This window comes from Carnobacterium sp. (assembly GCF_049673005.1).
Taxonomy (GTDB): Bacteria; Bacillota; Bacilli; order Lactobacillales; family Carnobacteriaceae; genus Carnobacterium_A.
Window position 1 is genome coordinate 1 of the sequence record NZ_JBATXB010000011.1, and the last position, 17,922, is coordinate 17,922.

14 protein-coding genes and 1 pseudogene are annotated in these 17,922 nt (G+C 34.3%); 6 read left to right on the plus strand and 9 right to left on the minus strand.

Annotated elements, in window-relative coordinates; all coding sequences use genetic code 11:
• Positions 1–79: 79 nt before the first annotated feature.
• The gene (locus WBF61_RS01050; RefSeq protein WP_424253150.1) at positions 80–1,708 is read left to right on the plus strand and encodes an ABC-F family ATP-binding cassette domain-containing protein; all 1,629 of its coding nucleotides are present in this window, start codon (positions 80–82) and stop codon (positions 1,706–1,708) included.
• A gap of 48 nt (positions 1,709–1,756) precedes the next feature.
• On the opposite strand, the gene WBF61_RS01055 is transcribed toward WBF61_RS01050, so the two are convergent.
• Positions 1,757–3,211 (minus strand): DEAD/DEAH box helicase, encoded by a 1,455-nt coding sequence (locus WBF61_RS01055; RefSeq protein ID WP_424253152.1) that lies wholly within the window; start codon positions 3,209–3,211, stop codon positions 1,757–1,759.
• Positions 3,212–3,605: 394 nt separating this feature from the next.
• Here WBF61_RS01055 and WBF61_RS01060 point away from each other — a divergent pair, with 394 nt between their 5' ends.
• Both WBF61_RS01060 and WBF61_RS01065 read left to right on the plus strand, forming a co-directional pair.
• Positions 3,606–4,220, plus strand: coding sequence for an MBL fold metallo-hydrolase (locus tag WBF61_RS01060; RefSeq protein ID WP_424253172.1), 615 nt, complete (start codon positions 3,606–3,608; stop codon positions 4,218–4,220).
• 63 nt (positions 4,221–4,283) lie between these two features.
• On the plus strand, positions 4,284–5,249 hold the full coding sequence (locus tag WBF61_RS01065) for an asparaginase (RefSeq protein ID WP_424253153.1): 966 nt from the start codon (positions 4,284–4,286) through the stop codon (positions 5,247–5,249).
• A gap of 54 nt (positions 5,250–5,303) precedes the next feature.
• Here WBF61_RS01065 and WBF61_RS01070 read toward each other — a convergent pair whose 3' ends face one another.
• The 6 genes and pseudogenes from WBF61_RS01070 to WBF61_RS01095 form a co-directional block, all read right to left on the minus strand.
• Positions 5,304–6,686 carry a glycoside hydrolase family 32 protein gene (locus tag WBF61_RS01070; RefSeq protein WP_424253155.1) on the minus strand — a complete coding sequence of 461 codons (1,383 nt, stop codon included), beginning with the start codon at positions 6,684–6,686 and terminating at the stop codon, positions 5,304–5,306.
• 38 nt (positions 6,687–6,724) lie between these two features.
• Positions 6,725–8,104 (minus strand): annotated as a pseudogene (locus WBF61_RS01075) (sucrose-specific PTS transporter subunit IIBC); the annotation flags it as partial.
• Positions 8,105–8,282: 178 nt separating this feature from the next.
• Positions 8,283–9,269 (minus strand): LacI family DNA-binding transcriptional regulator, encoded by a 987-nt coding sequence (locus WBF61_RS01080; protein ID WP_424253156.1) that lies wholly within the window; start codon positions 9,267–9,269, stop codon positions 8,283–8,285.
• A 4-nt stretch (positions 9,270–9,273) separates the two neighbouring features.
• A complete protein-coding gene (locus tag WBF61_RS01085; protein ID WP_424253158.1) occupies positions 9,274–10,038 on the minus strand; it encodes an acyl-[acyl-carrier-protein] thioesterase in 765 nt (254 codons plus the stop codon).
• A 146-nt stretch (positions 10,039–10,184) separates the two neighbouring features.
• Entirely contained in the window at positions 10,185–11,966 is a 1,782-nt protein-coding gene (locus tag WBF61_RS01090; protein ID WP_424253159.1) for an ABC transporter ATP-binding protein, read from the minus strand.
• Positions 11,953–13,716 carry an ABC transporter ATP-binding protein gene (locus tag WBF61_RS01095; RefSeq protein WP_424253161.1) on the minus strand — a complete coding sequence of 588 codons (1,764 nt, stop codon included), beginning with the start codon at positions 13,714–13,716 and terminating at the stop codon, positions 11,953–11,955. The genes WBF61_RS01090 and WBF61_RS01095 overlap by 14 nt, the downstream gene beginning before the upstream one ends.
• 202 nt (positions 13,717–13,918) lie before the next feature.
• Between WBF61_RS01095 and WBF61_RS01100 the strand changes: the two genes are divergently transcribed.
• Positions 13,919–14,758: an AraC family transcriptional regulator gene (locus tag WBF61_RS01100; protein ID WP_424253163.1), complete on the plus strand. Its 840-nt coding sequence runs from the start codon at positions 13,919–13,921 to the stop codon at positions 14,756–14,758.
• A gap of 122 nt (positions 14,759–14,880) precedes the next feature.
• Here the strand turns inward: WBF61_RS01100 and WBF61_RS01105 are convergent, their stop codons facing one another.
• Both WBF61_RS01105 and WBF61_RS01110 read right to left on the minus strand, forming a co-directional pair.
• Complete coding sequence (locus WBF61_RS01105) at positions 14,881–15,735, minus strand: glycosyltransferase family 8 protein (RefSeq protein ID WP_424253165.1); 855 nt, start codon at positions 15,733–15,735, stop codon at positions 14,881–14,883.
• Between the two features lie 111 nt (positions 15,736–15,846).
• Positions 15,847–16,704 carry a glycosyltransferase family 8 protein gene (locus WBF61_RS01110; protein WP_424253167.1) on the minus strand — a complete coding sequence of 286 codons (858 nt, stop codon included), beginning with the start codon at positions 16,702–16,704 and terminating at the stop codon, positions 15,847–15,849.
• Positions 16,705–17,051: 347 nt separating this feature from the next.
• Between WBF61_RS01110 and WBF61_RS01115 the strand changes: the two genes are divergently transcribed.
• A complete protein-coding gene (locus WBF61_RS01115; RefSeq protein ID WP_424253169.1) occupies positions 17,052–17,609 on the plus strand; it encodes a hypothetical protein in 558 nt (185 codons plus the stop codon).
• A 79-nt stretch (positions 17,610–17,688) separates the two neighbouring features.
• Positions 17,689–17,922: acyl-CoA thioesterase (locus WBF61_RS01120; RefSeq protein WP_424253170.1), on the plus strand; the 234-nt coding region annotated here is incomplete at its 3' end.

Below are 17,922 nucleotides of genomic sequence, written 5' to 3' on the forward strand. Positions count from 1 at the left end.
CTTTTTTTAGCATAGATTTCGATCACTATCCATGTTAAAATAGGTTAGATATACTATAGAATAGGGGTAAGTAAATTAAATGATTACAGTATCTAATGTTAGTTTAGAATTCTCTGACCGAAAATTATTTGATGAAGTTAATATTAAATTCATCCCAGGCAATTGCTACGGCTTAATTGGCGCAAACGGAGCAGGAAAATCAACTTTTTTAAAGATTTTATCTGGTGAGATTGCACCTTCAACAGGAAATATCGCACTTGGACCCGATGAACGCTTAACAACCTTAAAACAAGATCATTATGGATATGAAGAATATACCGTTTTAGAGACTGTTATTATGGGACACGATCGTTTGTATGAGATTATGAAAGAAAAAGACGCTGTCTACATGAAAGAAGAATTCACAGATGAAGATGGCATTCGTGCTGCTGAATTAGAAGGCGAATTTGCTGAATTAGATGGTTGGGAAGCTGAACCTCAAGCGGCTGTTTTACTTCAAGGTTTAGGTATTTCAGAAAATCTGCATGACACTAAAATGAGTGAATTATCAGGAGGACAAAAAGTTAAAGTTCTTTTAGCTCAAGCCTTATTTGGTAAGCCTGATGTTCTATTATTAGATGAGCCTACTAATGGACTAGACAAGTTATCTATTGAATGGTTAGAGGAATTTTTAATTAACTTCCCAAATACCGTCATTGTTGTTTCCCATGACCGTCATTTCTTAAATAAAGTTTGTACACATATGGCCGATGTTGACTTTGGTAAAATCAAAGTTTTCGCTGGTAACTATGACTTCTGGTTAGAATCAAGTCAATTAGCTAGTAAATTAGCTGGTGATGCGAATGCTAAAAAAGAAGATCAAATTAAAGAATTGCAAGACTTTATCGCTCGATTCAGTGCTAACGCATCTAAATCTAAACAAGCGACTTCACGTAAAAAAACATTGGAAAAAATCACTTTAGATGACATCCAACCTTCTTCACGTCGTTACCCATTTGTCGGTTTTTCTCCAGATAGAGAAATCGGAAATGATTTAATTCGTGTTGAAAACATTTCAAAAACAATTGACGGCAAAAAAATATTAAACAATATTAGCTTTGCTTTAAATAAAGATGATAAAGTTGCTTTTACTAGCATGAACGAAGCAGCTATTACAGTACTTTTCAAAATTATTATGGGTGAAATGGAACCTGATTCAGGAACTTTCAAGTGGGGAGTTACGACAACTCAAACTTACTTGCCTAAAGATACAACTTCAGAATTTGAACAATCTGATATGACTATTGTGGATTGGTTACGCCAATTTGCTTCACAAGAAGAAAGTGACAATACTTTCTTACGTAGCTTCCTAGGTCGTATGCTTTTCTCTGGAGAAGATGTTTTGAAAAAAATCGGTGTTCTTTCCGGTGGTGAAAAAGTTCGTTGTATGTTATCAAAAATGATGTTGAGTAAAGCAAACGTACTCGTCTTAGATGACCCAACAAACCATTTAGATTTAGAATCTATCACGGCTTTAAATGATGGTTTAATGACATTTAAAGGCGCTATGTTGTTCTCATCACATGACCACCAATTCGTTCAAACAATTGCAAATCGTATTATCGAAATTACTCCTAATGGCGTTGTTGATAGAGCAGACACAACTTATGAAGAGTTCTTAGAGAATAAAACAGTCCAAGAACAAATCAAAGAACTCTATGCTAAATAATCCAATAAAAAAATTCTCGCCAACTATTTATAGTTGGCGAGAATTTTTTTATTTATTTGCATTTGCTTTATGAACTTTTAATTGTTTGCCTTTAATTGTTCTATCTTTCATTTCTTCAATGACTCTTGGTCCTTTACCGTTTAATACTTCAACATAAGTTACGTTTTCTTGAATCGTAATAATCCCAATATCATCCGCTTTAATTCCTGGTATATTGGTTAACGTTCCAACAAAGTCAACAGCTCTTAATTTCTTTTTCTTGCCACCATTAAAATAAATCTTTGTGATACCACGGTTTAATTCTTTGTTGCGAGCTGTTTTAACAATTAACCGTTCTTGCATTTTTTTCTCAAAAGCTGATTTGTGTGATTGAACAAACCGACTATTTGGTGGGGTAATTTCTGTAATTTCTTGTTGTGCGTACGCTCTTACTTCCTGCCACCAAGGTCTTTCTTTAGGTGTCACCAATGTTAATGCCGTCCCCGTTTTACCAGCACGTCCAGTTCTACCTGTCCGATGAATGAAACTCTCTTTTTCAACAGGAACATCATAATTTATGACGTGTGTTACATTATCGATATCAATCCCACGAGCAGCTACATCGGTTGCCACTAAATAACGGAATTTTCCTTTTCTAAAATCATCCATCACGCTAAAGCGATCTTCTTGGACCATTCCACCATGAATTTTATCAATCGTTAATCCAGCTTTATTTAAGAACGTGTACAACTGGTTAACCGCTTCTTGTGTGTTACAAAAAATCATGCAGCTATCTGGATTTTCAACCGTTAACAAATCTAAAAGTTGTTCCGGTTTTTTTTCTGGCTCAACTTTTAAATAAGATTGAACAATTTTAGGTTTAGATTGTTCTGTTGCTTCAATTTTAACCGATACTTTGTCAGCTTTCATATAGAAGCTAGCTAGTCGTTCAACTTCAGCTGGCATCGTTGCTGAGAATAATAAGGTTTGGCGTTCTTCAGGCAAAAACTCAATAATAGCAGCCATCTGGTCAATAAAGCCCATATTTAACATTTCATCTGCTTCATCAATAACTAAGAAACTTAATTTATCAACTTTAAATGTGCCTTTCTGTAAATGATCCAATACTCGCCCTGGTGTTCCAACAACAATATGACTTTTTTGTTTTAATTCTGATTTTTGAGTTTCAAAAGAAGCTTTCCCAAAAACAGCTGTTGCTTTTATTCTCTTTAGTCGACCAATGTTTGTAATGTCTTCTTTCACTTGTAACGCCAGTTCTCTAGTTGGGACTAAAACCAAAGCTTGTGGGCGATTTTCTTCCCATATTACGTTCTCACATAGTGGAACGCCATAACTAACCGTTTTCCCACTACCCGTTTGTGACTCAACAATCACGTCTTTTTTAGCTAACGCTAAAGGTAAAACTTCTTTTTGAACAGCAGTTGGCTTGTAGTAGCGTAAACTTTCTAGTGCTTCAGTTAATTCTTGTCCTATATTAAATTCTTCAAACATATTTCTTTTCATAATTACCTCACTCATTTGTTTTATTTTTATTAGTATAACAGGATTTCCGTTTAAATATAGCTTTTTATCAACTAACTTAGTAGTCTCTCACAATTAACACGTGTTATTAATCAATTTTCTAAGTAATGCGATCCGTTTCTATTTTCTAAACTCGTTTTTGATTATCTATTCGATTAAATTATAGCACTTTTTTAACTAAAATAAAAAAAAGCCTCTTTCTGTTTCCTGATTTTTTTACTACATACTGCATACTCTCCAATAAGAAGTTGTTCTTTTTATCCTCTAACTCCTTAATCCAGGCTGTCTTTTTTCATCTATCCCTCTCTTGAACGTTTGTTTTTCAGTCTATTTCGAGTATACTAATTTTAAACATGGAATGAGAGGAATCTTAATGATGACTAAAATTAAACAACTGATTACTGGATCAATTAAAGAGAATTGCTACATTATTTATCAAGATAAAACAGCTTTGATTATCGATCCAGGGGCTGATTTCCAAAAAATTAAGCAAACCATTGAACAACTACATGTCACACCCATAGCTGTCCTATTAACGCATTGTCATTACGACCATATTGGTGCACTAGAAGAGATACGCTCAACTTATACTATTCCTGTCTATGTTAGTTCATTAGAAAAAGACTGGTTAATGAGTCCTGTTTTAAACCTTTCAGACTCTCTTTTTAATCCTATTATCGCTCGACCAGCTGAATATGAATTTGAAATGATGAAAGACTATACCCTTGGTGGATTAGAATTTCGTGTTGTTCCTACTCCCGGTCACTCTCCTGGTGGCGTTAGTTTTATTTTTTCTGACTTTGTTATCACAGGAGATGCTTTATTTAAAAATAGTATTGGTCGGTCTGACTTGCCCTTTAGTCCTAGCGATTTATTACAAGGGATTAACGAACAGCTCTTTACCTTAGCAAATGAGATGCACATTTATCCCGGCCACGGCGAAAGATCTACTATTGGTCAAGAAAAACAATTTAACCCATTTTTTAATTAATCATTAACCAGAAGTGAAACATTTGATTCCTTCTGGTTTTTTAAAATAAGGAGGAAAATTTACTTGAAAACTATTCTAGTTTTACATACAGGTGGAACCATCGCCATGAGTGAAGATCAAACCACTGGTAAAGTTCGTCCAAATACAGAAAACCCATTGCAAAAGCATAGTCATTTATTTGACAAAGAAGCTAATTTGATTGTAGAAGATTTTTTCCAATTGCCTTCTCCTCATATTACTCCTAGAGAAATGCTGACTTTAAAAATCCGAATTGAGCAAGCTATTCTTTCTCATGAAGCTGATGGGGTTGTTATTACTCATGGAACAGATACTTTAGAAGAAACAGCTTATTTTTTAGATTTAACCTTAAGTCATGCCTTACCTATTGTTATTACAGGTGCTATGCGTTCTAGCAATGAAATTGGTTCAGACGGCTTGTACAACTTTCAAAGTGCTGTTTGGGTTGCTTTATCCGATGAAGCTAAAAATAAAGGTGTTTTAGTCGTCATGAACGATGAAATCCATACAGCTCGTTACGTAACTAAGACACATACGTCAAATGTTGCTACTTTTCAAACACCTACTTTTGGACCTATTGGCTTAATTTCTAAAAATGACGTTTTATTTTTTCAAAAACTTATTACAGAAGAAAAATTCACTATCTCTTCTGTTGATAAAAAGGTCTACGTTCTAAAGGCTTACGCTGGCATGGATGGCACTCTTTTTGAAGCAATAAATAATCCAGAGACAGATGGACTAGTTATTGAAGCGTTAGGTGCTGGTAATTTACCACCCGCTGTTTTGCCTTCATTGTATCGTATACTAGCTAAAAACATTCCTGTTGTTTTAGTTTCGCGTTCGTTTAATGGGATTGCACAAGATGTTTACGACTATCTGGGTGGTGGAAAACAACTACATGAAGCTGGCGTTATTTTTACTAATGGATTGACTGGTCCAAAAGCACGCATTAAATTAATGGTGGCTTTAGATACCACTAAAGACCCTATAGAAATTGCTCAGTATTTTTAAAAAAGAAGGTCGAGTTTTCTTGCACGTATGCAGAGAACTCGACCTTCTTTTTAGTTATTTTTTCAGTGTATAAAATGTCACTTCTGGTTCTTTGCCTAGTGTACAAGAATTCATATCCAACGTATTTACTTCTGTAGTTGTAAAGTAGCGTAAAGAAAAGACTTCTTCTCCATTATTAATAAAAAGTTCTAATGTAGAACTTTCAAGAAATAATTGCATTTGCACTAATGGTTTTTTTAGTGTTACTGCACGTGACTCCCTATTACCTGTTAACCAGTTTGTTCGAGTTACCTTTATACGACGAGATTCTTCCTTATAGTCAACGGATACTTCTTTCCTAATTTGAAATTCAAATGAACCCGCCGTCTTTTCCCAATTTAGTAGAATTTCGTTTTGAACTGTTGGCAATCGGTAAGACTCATTCGCCTTTGCGATTGTTATTCGAGGAGAAGCTTGCCTTAATCTCTTTAACTCTGTCACTGGCTGTTGGATTAACAATCCATCAGAATAACTTAACTCTCTTGGAATAGTTAAATTATGAACCCATCCGTCTTGGATAGTTGGGATAGCCGCCTCGACTTCAGGCTCCATCACACCCATCCATCCAAACAGAATGACTCTTGCGTTATTATCTTTAAATGTTTGAGGTGCGTAAAAATCAAATCCTCTATCTAACTCTTTAAAAGAATGATTATCTGGTTTAAATTTGCCGAATTTGGTAAATTCACCAGTTAGATAACCTGAATGGTAGATATTATTAAACTCATCCTTTTTAGACGTTAAGCCTTGCGGAGAAAAGATAAAAACTGATTTATTTTCAAAATGCACTAAATCTGGACACTCCCACATGTAGCCAAATTCATCTTTCTGATCCATCAAAGAACCCTTACATACCCAATCCGTTAAATTAGTTGAATGATAAATCAATGTGTCCCCTGTTAAATTTTCTTTTTGAGCACCTAGTATCATCCACCAGTCGTTATTGTCCGTTTGCCATACTTTGGGATCTCTTATATGAGCAGTATATCCAATCGGTTGATGGATAATCGGACCTTTTTTCTCAAAATTTATGCCATCTTCTGAAACAGCTAAACACTGGTAACTTTCTCGTTCATTTTTCTCATTTCTAACGTTACCAGTATAAAATAAATACAGTTTATTTTCATAAGAAAGGGCACTACCAGAGTAACAACCGTCTTTATCAAACCAGTCATTTGGTTCTAATGCTACTGGTTGATTCGTCCATTGGATCAAGTCTTTTGATGTAACATGGCCCCAACTTTTAGTCGTATGATTTGTTTCATTTTGATTCCATTGGTAAAAGACATGGTATACCCCATTAAACTGAATTAACCCGTTAGGATCATTTAATAATCCTTTTGGGGGTGTGATGTGGTAATCCAACTCATACTTCCCCATTGTTTTATTCTGTACCATTTTTAAACTTCCCCTCACGCTTCTAGTTCATTTTTCATTTTATCGCTATAGCCAAAGAGGTAGGTTAAGGCAAAAGCTACTGAAATCGCGATTATATTTGTCAATAGATACCAGATAATTTGGCTGTTTAAATACAACAACGTTCCTGGGATAACAGTCACAGCCATACCTGAGGCTTCCAGTCCCATAATATTTCCAAAGAAACCACCTGCTGCTCCACCAACTAGTCCGAAGATAAATGGCTTAACGTATCTTAAGTTTACGCCGAAAACAGCTGGTTCAGTGATACCTAAAAAGGCAGATAATGTAGATGGATAAGCTAATGCTTTCAATTTCTTAGATTTCGTTTTCATTGCTACTGCTAAAGAGGCTCCACCTTGAGCAGCCACACTAGCTGTAATAATACCGTTATAAGGGTTTACTCCAGTGTTTGCTAATAACTGAATTTCAAGGAAATTAAATAAATGGTGAATACCGGTTACGACAATAATTTGATTTAACCCACCAATGACTAAACCAGCTAGACCAAATGGCAAACCTAATGCCCAAACGGTAGCGTTCAATACAACTTCTTCTAAAGAGTGAAAAACAGGACCAATCAAAAATAGCGATAAAATACTCATAATCAATAAGGTTAAAAATGGTGTAAGCAATAAATCTAAATACTCTGGAACACGTTTGCGTATCCATCGTTCTAGTTTAGCTCCTGCAAAACCAGCAATAAAGGCCGGTAGAACCGTTCCTTGATAACCAACTACAGGAATGAAGCCAAACATCGTGATTGGATCAGCAGTCCCGCCCGCAACGGCGTATGCGTTAGGAAGAGCTGGGTTAACTAGCATCAAACCCAACACAATTCCAATAACAGGAGATCCACCAAATACCTTGAATGATGACCATGCTACTAATGCTGGTAAAAACGCAAAGGCTGTATCCGTTAAAACTTGTGTATACAATAAAAAGTTCGCACTAATATCTGCTGGCACTAAACCAAAAACGGCTAGCACTTGCTCTTGTGTTAATAAACCACGTAATCCCATAAATAATCCGGTTGCAACTAAAACTGGAATGATTGGTACAAAAACATCTCCAAATGTCCGAATCATCCGTTGAAAGATATTTCCTTGTTTTTTGGCTTCCTGTTTCATATCTCCAGTTGAGCTGCCAGGAGTTCCTAAAGCCATCACTTCTTCATATATTTTATTAACGGTACCGGTTCCGAAAATGATTTGGAATTGCCCTGAGTTATAGAAAGCTCCTTTTACTTTATCAATGTTTTCTACTGCTTCCTTATCGATGTTTTCTTCTTTATTTACCATAATTCGTAAACGAGTAGCGCAATGAGCGACCGATTGAATATTTTCATTTCCCCCAACCGCCTCAATGACCTCTTTAGCAATTCTTTGGTTCTCTGACATTTTTATTTCCTCCTCTTTATTGGTTCACTAAATACGGAACCGGTTCTATTTATAGTGTAACCACTTTCATTTCATTTGTCTAGCATTTTATACCTAATTTATAAAATTAGGTGAAAAAGCATAAACATACTCAACTCTTTTATTTTCCCAAAAGAAAAGAGTTGAGTATAGTTGTTATTTAGTTAGCCCATTTTATAGTTGATTCATTTTTTATTAACCTATTTTTCAAAACTATTTTTTCAGGAATTAGCGATCCTTCCAATAATAAGAGTAAATTTTTAACCGCTAGTTCGCCTAATTCTTGGTACGCATATTTAACAGTCGTAATCGTTGGTGAAACGACCGTCGTGATTTGGTATCCGCCAAATCCAGATAATGAAAATGTAGCTGGAATGGTTATTTTTAACTGATGCGCTGCTTTTAATACTGCTAAAGCAATATTATCTGTTGCACATATAATATAAGAAGCTTTTATTGTAGGCAATAGTTTTATAATTTGCTTATAAGCTTCTTCAAAAGTAAAACTTGTTTCAATTATATCGACGGTATTCTCTTTACTTTGATTTAACGCGTCTAAAACGCCTTTTTTTCGCATTTGACCTACAGCTATATCTGCTTCGAATACATTCAAGTAAAGAAAATGTTTGTGACCTAGTTGATTCGCATATGTGCCTATTTTAAAGCCAGCATCGTATTCATCGTGAACAATTGAATAAAAATTGTCAGCTTGTTGACCCAATAGAATAACCGGGATGCCTACATCTGCGATAGCTTTCTTGTGGGCATCGGTAATTACCGTCGCAAATAGTAATATCCCTGCAACTTTTTGACTCGCTAACGAATAAATACTTTCAATTTCTCTTTCAGTACTTTGGTTTGTATTTGTAATTAAAAGTTGGAAATTCTTCTCTCTTAAACCTTTATCAATAGCAATTAGGGCTTCGTTAGCAGAATAAGAATCCAACCTTGGAATAATCGTTCCGATGATAGACGTTTTTTTTGCTTTTAAACTCTGCGCAAATGTATTGGGTCTATAGCCTGTTTCTAAAACAATTTTATCTAGTTTTAATTTTGTTTTATGGCTTACTGATCCACTATTTAAATATCTAGAAACCGTACTTTTAGCAACTCCCGCTCGTTCAGCGATATCATTAATCGTTACCATCTCATCACCTATTCAATTCCTCTTTTTTTTCCCATGTCATACTTGCCTCACTATTTATCACATCACCTGTCTTAATACGATGAGCAGAAACAAGTTGCCCTGCTTCATTTTGAAATAGACTCATTTGGCTTTTTATTTGATTGCCATAGTAGACTTCTTTTTCAAACTTAATATTTAAATGTGTTAATGTATGTGTTGTTAAAAAATCATAATCCAAAGTATCAATCGCCCAATCTAAGTATTTAGAATTGTTCACATGCAGATTTGAATCAATATCTAAGTAACGTACACGATACTCATTTTCTACTACTTCGTCTTCTTTTATCTTTTCAGGTTTAGGCGTACGAATTAATTTTTTTGAAAATGGTGCTTGAAAGGGTTCAACAATTTCATCATGAATACGAACCATTTTTCTTTTTTCACTATCTAATAATGCAAATGTACTTTTAGCAGTGACACAAAGAGTACCTGCTTCGTCGTATACCTTAAATTCACGGTAACAAAACAACTTGTTATAAGATGATGCTTGCGTCGTTATTTTTATTGTTTGATGAGCTTTGGGAATCTGTTTGATATCGACCGCGTATTGAAGGACAATCCAAGCTAAACCTTCTTTCGCTAACTCTTCATCCCCTACACCTAGTACATAGCTTTGTTCACCTGATACTTGCATCATAATATTCACTAACATGGAAATAGTCAATTGCTGATTGGCGTCACACTCATAATAATTAATTTGGTGTTCACTTTCAAAAATCTGGTTCGTCATTGTCATCCTCTTTTCATTCCTTTAATTCTTACTCAAATATATCATACACCCATTTTAGCTGCTAGCAAAATAATGCACCCTAAAAATGCACTACAAACCCTGTGGCTTGTAATGCATTATTTTAATCGAGTGGCCTTTTGATTTTATTATATCTGCTGCAGCAAATCGAATTGTGTTTTGTATAAATTGTAATACAAACCTTTTTCAGCCATCAACTCCTCATGACTCCCTGATTCTTGAATAACTTTATCAGCAATATAAAAAATTCGTGTACTATTTTTAATTGTTGATAACCGGTGAGCGATAATAAATGCTGTTCGTCCTTCCAATAATTGATCTAATCCTTCTTGTAAAAGAATTTCCGTTTGAGTATCAATACTTGAAGTTGCTTCATCTAAAATTAAAACTTTTGGATCAGATAATAACGTCCGAGCAAAAGAAATTAGCTGACGTTGTCCAGCTGATAATGTACTCCCCCGCTCTTTTATCACAGTCTTGTACCCTTCTTTTTGTTGCATGATAAAATCATGGGCACGAACTACTTTAGCTGCTGCAATAATTTCTTCTTCTGAAGCGTCTAATTTTCCATAGCGGATATTTTCCATAATTGTCCCAGAAAAAATAAACGTATCTTGCAGCATTACACCTATTTGGTCTCTTAATGATTTTAACGTCACATTACGAATATCGATACCATCTACTAAAATTTCACCATCATCCACGTCATAAAATCGACTGATTAAATTAATAATCGTTGATTTACCAGCACCTGTTGGACCTACTATGGCAATCGTCTCGCCTGGTTTAACGTGAAAAGATAGTTTCTCAAAAATAGTTTGTTCTGGTTTATAGCCAAACGTAACATCTTTAAAAACAACGTCTCCCTTTACAGGTGGCATAACAAAGGCATCTTCTTTATCTGTAATTTCAGGCTCAACATCAAGTGTCTCAAATATTCGCTCTAAATAAGCCGTACCAGTGATGAGCGAATTATAAAAATTCCCTATATTAACCATTGGATTCCAGAAGTTATTAACGTACCCTATAAAGGCAATGAGTACTCCCGTTGATACATCTACCCCGACTCCTCTGACTCCAATAAAGTAAATAAGCGAAATAGTCACTGTCGCAATATTTTGTATCGCAGGCGCTAATAACAACTGAATTTTCACTGCTTTTAACCAGGTTGTTCGTTGTTCTTGACTAACTTCTGAAAATATTTCACTATTCATTGATTCGCGAGTAAAAGATTGCGTTACTTTGATTCCCGAAATACTCTCGTGAATATAAGCATTTAAGTTCGCTTGTTTATTGCTAACCTCTTGAAAAGCTTTTCGTTGAGCTTTTTGGATAAACAAGGTTACAACAAATAGAAAAGGCAACAAGATAAAACTGTACAACGTTAATTTGAGATTTATCGAAACCATAAAAACTAAGGTTACAACCAAACTTAGTACGTCTGAAATCACATTAATTAAGCCGTTTGAAAGTAAGTCACTTAATGAATTAATATAGTTAACGACTCTTATAACAATTTTACCGTGTGGTCGTGTATCAAAATAAGAAAAAGATAATTTTTGAAGATGTTCAAATATTTCAGAGCGCATATCTTTTAAAACATTCTGTCCTAATAACGTAATATGCTGAATACGATACCTAGAACACCATCCTCCAACAAGTGTGGCTAATGTGAATATCAGGATAATCCATCCCATTTGCGCTGTATCTTTATTCGGTATGGCCTGATCAATAACAATACTGGTTAGATAAGGACCAAGAACCATAATGATATTGGCTAACAAAATGACTAATAGTATGTTTGAGACAGATTTTTTATATGGCTTTAAATAGCCACCTAAACGTTTAAAATGCTCTTTATTAAATTCCTCTTTCAACTCTTCATCTTTTCTAGCACTATTCTGGGCCATTATCTAACACCTCCTCATCATCATCAGACTTACCTAATTGTTTCAAGTAGATTTTATAATAGGCTCCTTTTTGTTCCAGTAACGATGCATGCGTTCCTCGTTCGATAATCTTTCCCTTAGATAAAATCAGTATCTCGTCAGCCGATTTAACCGAAGAAATACGATTCGCTATAATAAAAGTGGTTTTCTCTTTCGAAACATGTTTGAGTTCATTTTGAATTTTGACTTCTGTTTCCATATCAACTGCTGAGGTCGTGTCATCTAGAATGAGTATCGAAGGGTCTTTCATTAGACCTCTTGCTAAAGAAATTCTTTGACGCTGTCCTCCAGACAACCCACTCCCACGTTCTCCTAAGAATGTATTGTATTGGTCTGGCATACTTTCAATAAATGGACTAGCATCAGCAACTCGAGCCATTAGTTTAATTCGTTCTAATTCTGCTTCTGGTGTTCCAAATGCAATGTTTTCTTTAATTGTATCCGAGAATAAAAAGACATCTTGCATAACAATTGCAATGTGTTTTCTCAATTCTCGGACATTAATTCTTTTCGCATCTTGACCATCAATCAGTATGCGTCCTTCAGTCGGATCAAAAAAGCGCGAAATTAAGTTCACTAATGTTGATTTACCCGAACCAGTCTCTCCTAAAATACCAATTGTTTGACCTGGAGAAGCTTTTAATGAAATATGACTTAAAACTTCTGTATCAGGATCATCAGCAAAGTGGAAGGATACATCTTGAAACTCAACGACACCTCTAATAGTAGGAGTGGTTTGTCTTTTTTCAAGAGGTATCTTCGGTTTTGCAGATAGCAACTCTCTAATTCTATAGGTTGAGGTAATAAAATGTTGTAAGTCATTAACATACCACCCAACATTTCTCATTGGGATTGTTAACATCCAAATAAACCCGTTAAAAGCCACTAAATTTCCTAAAGTCATACTTCCATCTATGACTAACAATCCACCTAGCCCTATTGTAATAACTGATAAAAAAGAGGCTAAAGTCTCTAATAACGGTAGATAGGTTTTCGTAACCGCTGCTGATTCTAAATTTCTCTTTTTATAATCTTCATTGTATTGATTAAATTTTTCTATTTCATAAGCCTCTCTAGCAAATGCTTTTACAACCTTATTTCCACTAATATTTTCTTCTACCATTGAATTTAATCTAGAAAAGCTCTCACGAATTTGATAAAAAACAGGGTTAGCTTTTCGAGACAACACAACGGTCAAAATCCCAATAAATGGCGTAATAATAAGTAAAGCCAGCATTAGTCGCCACTCAATTATTCCCATTACTACAATTGCTGAAACAAGCAATAGAAAGTTATCCAATACATTATAAAACAGCCACGAAACCGCGTGTCTTATAGCATCTGTATCACCTGTCATTCTAGCCATAATATCACCAACTCGGGTGTTATTAAAATAACTAAAATCAAGTTCTTGTAGTTTGTGATACATTTCTTCACGTATGTTATATAAAGCATTTTGTCCTATCCGCTCAAACATAATTTGGTACACATAGCGAAGAACCGTACGAAAAAGTGATGCAATTATCATTATAACTAGTAGTGGGACTAACAATCCCGATTTGCCCTTTACTATGACATCGTCAACAATCATGCCTCCTATAAGTGGAGATACAACATTTAATAAAGCGACAACACTAACTAAGACAATGCCTACTAGTAAGTTGAGCCGGTAAGCTCGGATATATTTCCAAATCCATCTTATACTTTCCATATGTTTAACCTCCTTTAACTTATTAAGTACTTTAATGATAGCGAGAAATTTAAGCTATAAGAATGGTCTATTCTATTAAAAGAGATGGAGTAAGTAACAATGAATTCATTCGAATCCTCTACTAGCATGATTGCGCTATCTTATCAGATACTTTATACTTTTAACTAATTAGATAGGAGTATATTCTTTTGGAGGTGAATGAATGTTTAAAGTAAATGCAAAAACGTTTAACCCTGAAATCTTGTATGTTTTTGATGTCGCAACAATTGGTCCTTCTTCAGGGAGTAATCATCACCACGACTTTTTAGAGCTTTCCATCATCGTTGAAGGCGAATCGTTGTATACAATTAGCAATCAAGATTACTACTTAGAGAAAGAAACGGTTCTTTTATTTAACCCTGGTATCAGCCATTACGAACACTCACTTACTGATATGAACAATATACAACTTCATATCGGATTTCGTAATGTTACACTAGATTATTTACCTAAAAATTTTTTCCCTGTAGACTCTCCTATTATTCATTTGAAGGAAAAAAATACGGAGTTTTTTGCTATTTGTCGTAAAATCATTCTTGAGCGTTCTGCTAATGAGCCAGGAATCGATCTGATGATTAAATCTCTTGTTACTCAACTAATTGTTTTGCTTTTAAGAGATGAATGCGCTCTTACGACCACAACTACTCAAGCAATCTTATCTGTAGAAGAACAGAAAAAACAACAAACCGTTAAAGATGTTATTCATTACCTAGAGTCAAATTATACAGACGATATCGCTTTAAATGATCTCGCACATATTTTCTTTACCAGTCCTACAAATCTGTCACGGATATTTAAAGAAGAGACTGGCGATTCTCCAATAAACTATCTCATCAAGATTCGATTAGAACAGGCAAAACTTCTTTTAGATACCGAAATGGATATTCCTATTAAAGAAATTTCAAAATTAATTGGTTACAATGATGCACTCTATTTTAGTAAACTGTTTAAAAAACATTATGGTCAGTCGCCTTCTGCTTTTATAAAAAATAAGAATAAATAAAGTACTAGCTTTTTTATTTTAAGTAAGATTAAAAACGGTTTTGGGACATTGTGTCTCAAAACCGTTACTTTATGGGTGTTTTAACTTTTTACCGAAAGATAAGACTCCATATTCCTATCTTTTTATGTCTCGCTTACCTCTTTCACTTCTTCTAATGGGAACGCTGTTCTATTTCTAAAATTAAAATATTCTTCTCTATAAGGATGAATGGACTCTTTATGCCACGGTTTTTTGTGTCCACAAAAATGTACAATCGCTGGGTTTTCTCTAGCTTCTTCCCATTTCGTTCTACCTAAGACTGTCGGGTGTTGTTTTTCATCTAAAATTAAATACGTTTGAGCATTCCAGCGAGGATGTAATTCTAACCAACGATCATGGAGAATCGCATTTAGTGTATCTTGGTCATGAAATTTCAATAAGTGTGGATAAGTTGCAATAAAATCAAAAGCTTGCTCCGTTATTTTTTCTTCACGCCATTTTTTAAGATCCATTACCATCATTCCAGAATTAAAGTATTTATCTGATTGACAATCAATTCCCATTAAATTCAACCGATCATGGAAACCAGCATCTTCTACCGCAGCTAATAAATTGTCACCTAAGTCTAAGTCCCAAATAGTTTGTATATTTTCCAAAGAAAGCATATCACAATCAAGATAAATCGCGCGATCACTATCTTTTAAAAGATTGGGTATAGAGATTCTATAATAAGCTGTTTTCGGAATTCTTTCACTCTCTACTACATTCTCAAATTCCGTTTCGTCAATCGTTAAATAACTAATTCGCGCTTTATGTTGATTTACCATACGATTTAATAATAGTTTTGAATTTAAGGAAATGTTGTCGTCTATTACATAAAAATTTAGACAAGTATCTTCATTTTTACTCTCCAATAAAGAAAGAAACAACGTGGTTAGGTGTGCTACAAAGTCTTCATTACTAGACGAAACAATGGTGATATATTTAGAATCAAACATAGTAGTTCCTCCTCTATTAAAATTAAATTCCGAATTTTTTCTAACTTAAATAGGACCTAAAAAAAGGTCTTTTTTAAGCTTCAAAAGAGTACATTCAATCGCAAAAAGATGTTACTTTTTAGATTCTGCTTTTAGTTGTTTTTGTTGCTGAAATGGAGTTTTAGCTAGTTCGTTTAAATACATTTGAGTGTATGGGTGGTATTCTTTTGAGTTCCATGGCTTATCGTGACCAGTAAAGTGAATAATAGCGGGGTTTTGAATGGCTTCCTTATAAAGTATTTTGTGCTCTACTGTAGGTGGTTGATGCCTTTCAAAAAGCAAAGATGTTTGTACGTTCCATCTAGGATGCAACTGAAACCACTTTTCATAAAGAATAGCATTTAGTGCGTCTTGATCATGATAAATGATTTTGTCTTCTTCTTCTTCTAAAAAATTGAGTGTTTTTTCAGTAATGTCTGCTTCTCTCCATCGTTCTAAATTAATCAGTAGTAAACCAGAGTTGAAATAATAATCATCTGTGTTAACACCTAATCTATCTAGAACTAAAGCTTGTCCAGGATCAATAACAGCACCAATAATTTTTTCGCCAATATCCGTATCATATAACTTAGATACGTCTTCTAGTACCAATACATCACAATCTATATACACTACTTTCTTATAGTGTTTATCTGATAACAAGTCGGGTAGTGAAATACGGTAATAAGCTGTCTGAGTGATATGATCACTTTCTAACACATCTGCATATAAATCAGAATTCACTTCCAAGTAATTAATTTCAGCTGAATGTCCAAAAATAACTTGATTCAATTTTTCTTTGCTCTCTTTAGAGATATGATCATCTATAATATAAAAAGAGATTGAGCTATTATCTGCTAAATGCTTAAGTAAGGTCATCATCATAACACTAAGATAGGGGGCGTAATGGTCATCTGCCGCACTCACAACCGGAATTATTCTCTTATTCATCATTTCAACCCTTCCTTTCATAAAGCATTTTAAAAATAGTTACTAAAAACAGTCAATTATAACTCATATGGTATAGTCATTCATCTTTTTTTGCAAATATAACCCCTTTACCATGCGTTTTATTGTACATAAACCTTGTAAACTAACGAATTCGTCAGCGTGTAAAATCGTCTAGTAAATGGTTCTTTCTATTAAAGAAGTATAGTAATCTTATATGGATAGTGTATACTAAAAAGGACTGAATTATTTTCAGTATTCGCTAGTTTAGTTTATTTTATTTCGTCATTATTTTTTTTATAGATTTAAAGAAAGACAACACAACTATTTTATAAAAAGAAGGTCGTTCTATGAAAATATATCTTGTTTTAACCGATACCAATACGCTTCTTTCTAAAACTATTAAATTTTATACCAAGGCTGAATACAATCATGCATCCATTGCTTTAGATTCATCTTTGACAGATATGTATAGTTTTGGAAGAAAACGTCCTAATAACCCCTTCATCGCCGGGTTCATCCAAGAGGACTTAACGAGAGAGTATTTTATACGTGCACAGTGCAATATTCTTGCTTGCGATGTAACACCAGAACAATACTCATTGTTGACTAACCTAATCCGATATTATGAACAGACAAAAAATCTGTATCACTATAACTTGATGGGATTAGTGACACTTGCTCTCAATATTGAATTCGTACGTGATGACATGTTTTTTTGTTCTCAATTTGTCGCCACTTTATTAGCCGATAGTAAAATCTATCATTTCCAGAAAGAAATACATTTTATTACACCTCAAGATCTAGAAGTTCTGCCCATCTTTGAATCTGTTTATACCGGTTCTTTGTACGGCTATTTAGCAACTGTTTCAGACCAATCACTGGTACCAGAATTAGCAACACTTTAAAAACAAGTGATTGATTACTTATCACGCCATTATCTATCTGTAAGACGCTTATTTAAATGTAGTAAAGCGAGGTTTCTTTATGAACAATGAATTAACGCACTATGAACACAAAGCTCACTATTACGAGACTGATCAAATGGGAATTATTCATCACTCAAATTACATCCGCTGGTTTGAGGAATCTCGAACAAATTTATTAGATTCGCTTGGATTTGGCTATGATCAAATGGAAGCTTCAGGTATTATTATTCCTGTTTTAGCTATTCAGTGTGACTATAAATCAATGGTTTATTACAATCAAACGGTTTATATC

Coding starts and splice junctions, on each gene's coding strand:
- WBF61_RS01050 (WP_424253150.1), top strand. CDS start 80: ATGATTACAGTATCTAATGTTAGTTTAGAATTCTCTGACCGAAAATTA.
- WBF61_RS01055 (WP_424253152.1), bottom strand. CDS start 3,211: ATGAAAAGAAATATGTTTGAAGAATTTAATATAGGACAAGAATTAACT.
- WBF61_RS01060 (WP_424253172.1), top strand. CDS start 3,606: ATGACTAAAATTAAACAACTGATTACTGGATCAATTAAAGAGAATTGC.
- WBF61_RS01070 (WP_424253155.1), bottom strand. CDS start 6,686: ATGGTACAGAATAAAACAATGGGGAAGTATGAGTTGGATTACCACATC.
- WBF61_RS01080 (WP_424253156.1), bottom strand. CDS start 9,269: ATGGTAACGATTAATGATATCGCTGAACGAGCGGGAGTTGCTAAAAGT.
- WBF61_RS01085 (WP_424253158.1), bottom strand. CDS start 10,038: ATGACGAACCAGATTTTTGAAAGTGAACACCAAATTAATTATTATGAG.
- WBF61_RS01090 (WP_424253159.1), bottom strand. CDS start 11,966: ATGGCCCAGAATAGTGCTAGAAAAGATGAAGAGTTGAAAGAGGAATTT.
- WBF61_RS01095 (WP_424253161.1), bottom strand. CDS start 13,716: ATGGAAAGTATAAGATGGATTTGGAAATATATCCGAGCTTACCGGCTC.
- WBF61_RS01100 (WP_424253163.1), top strand. CDS start 13,919: ATGTTTAAAGTAAATGCAAAAACGTTTAACCCTGAAATCTTGTATGTT.
- WBF61_RS01105 (WP_424253165.1), bottom strand. CDS start 15,735: ATGTTTGATTCTAAATATATCACCATTGTTTCGTCTAGTAATGAAGAC.
- WBF61_RS01110 (WP_424253167.1), bottom strand. CDS start 16,704: ATGAATAAGAGAATAATTCCGGTTGTGAGTGCGGCAGATGACCATTAC.
- WBF61_RS01115 (WP_424253169.1), top strand. CDS start 17,052: ATGAAAATATATCTTGTTTTAACCGATACCAATACGCTTCTTTCTAAA.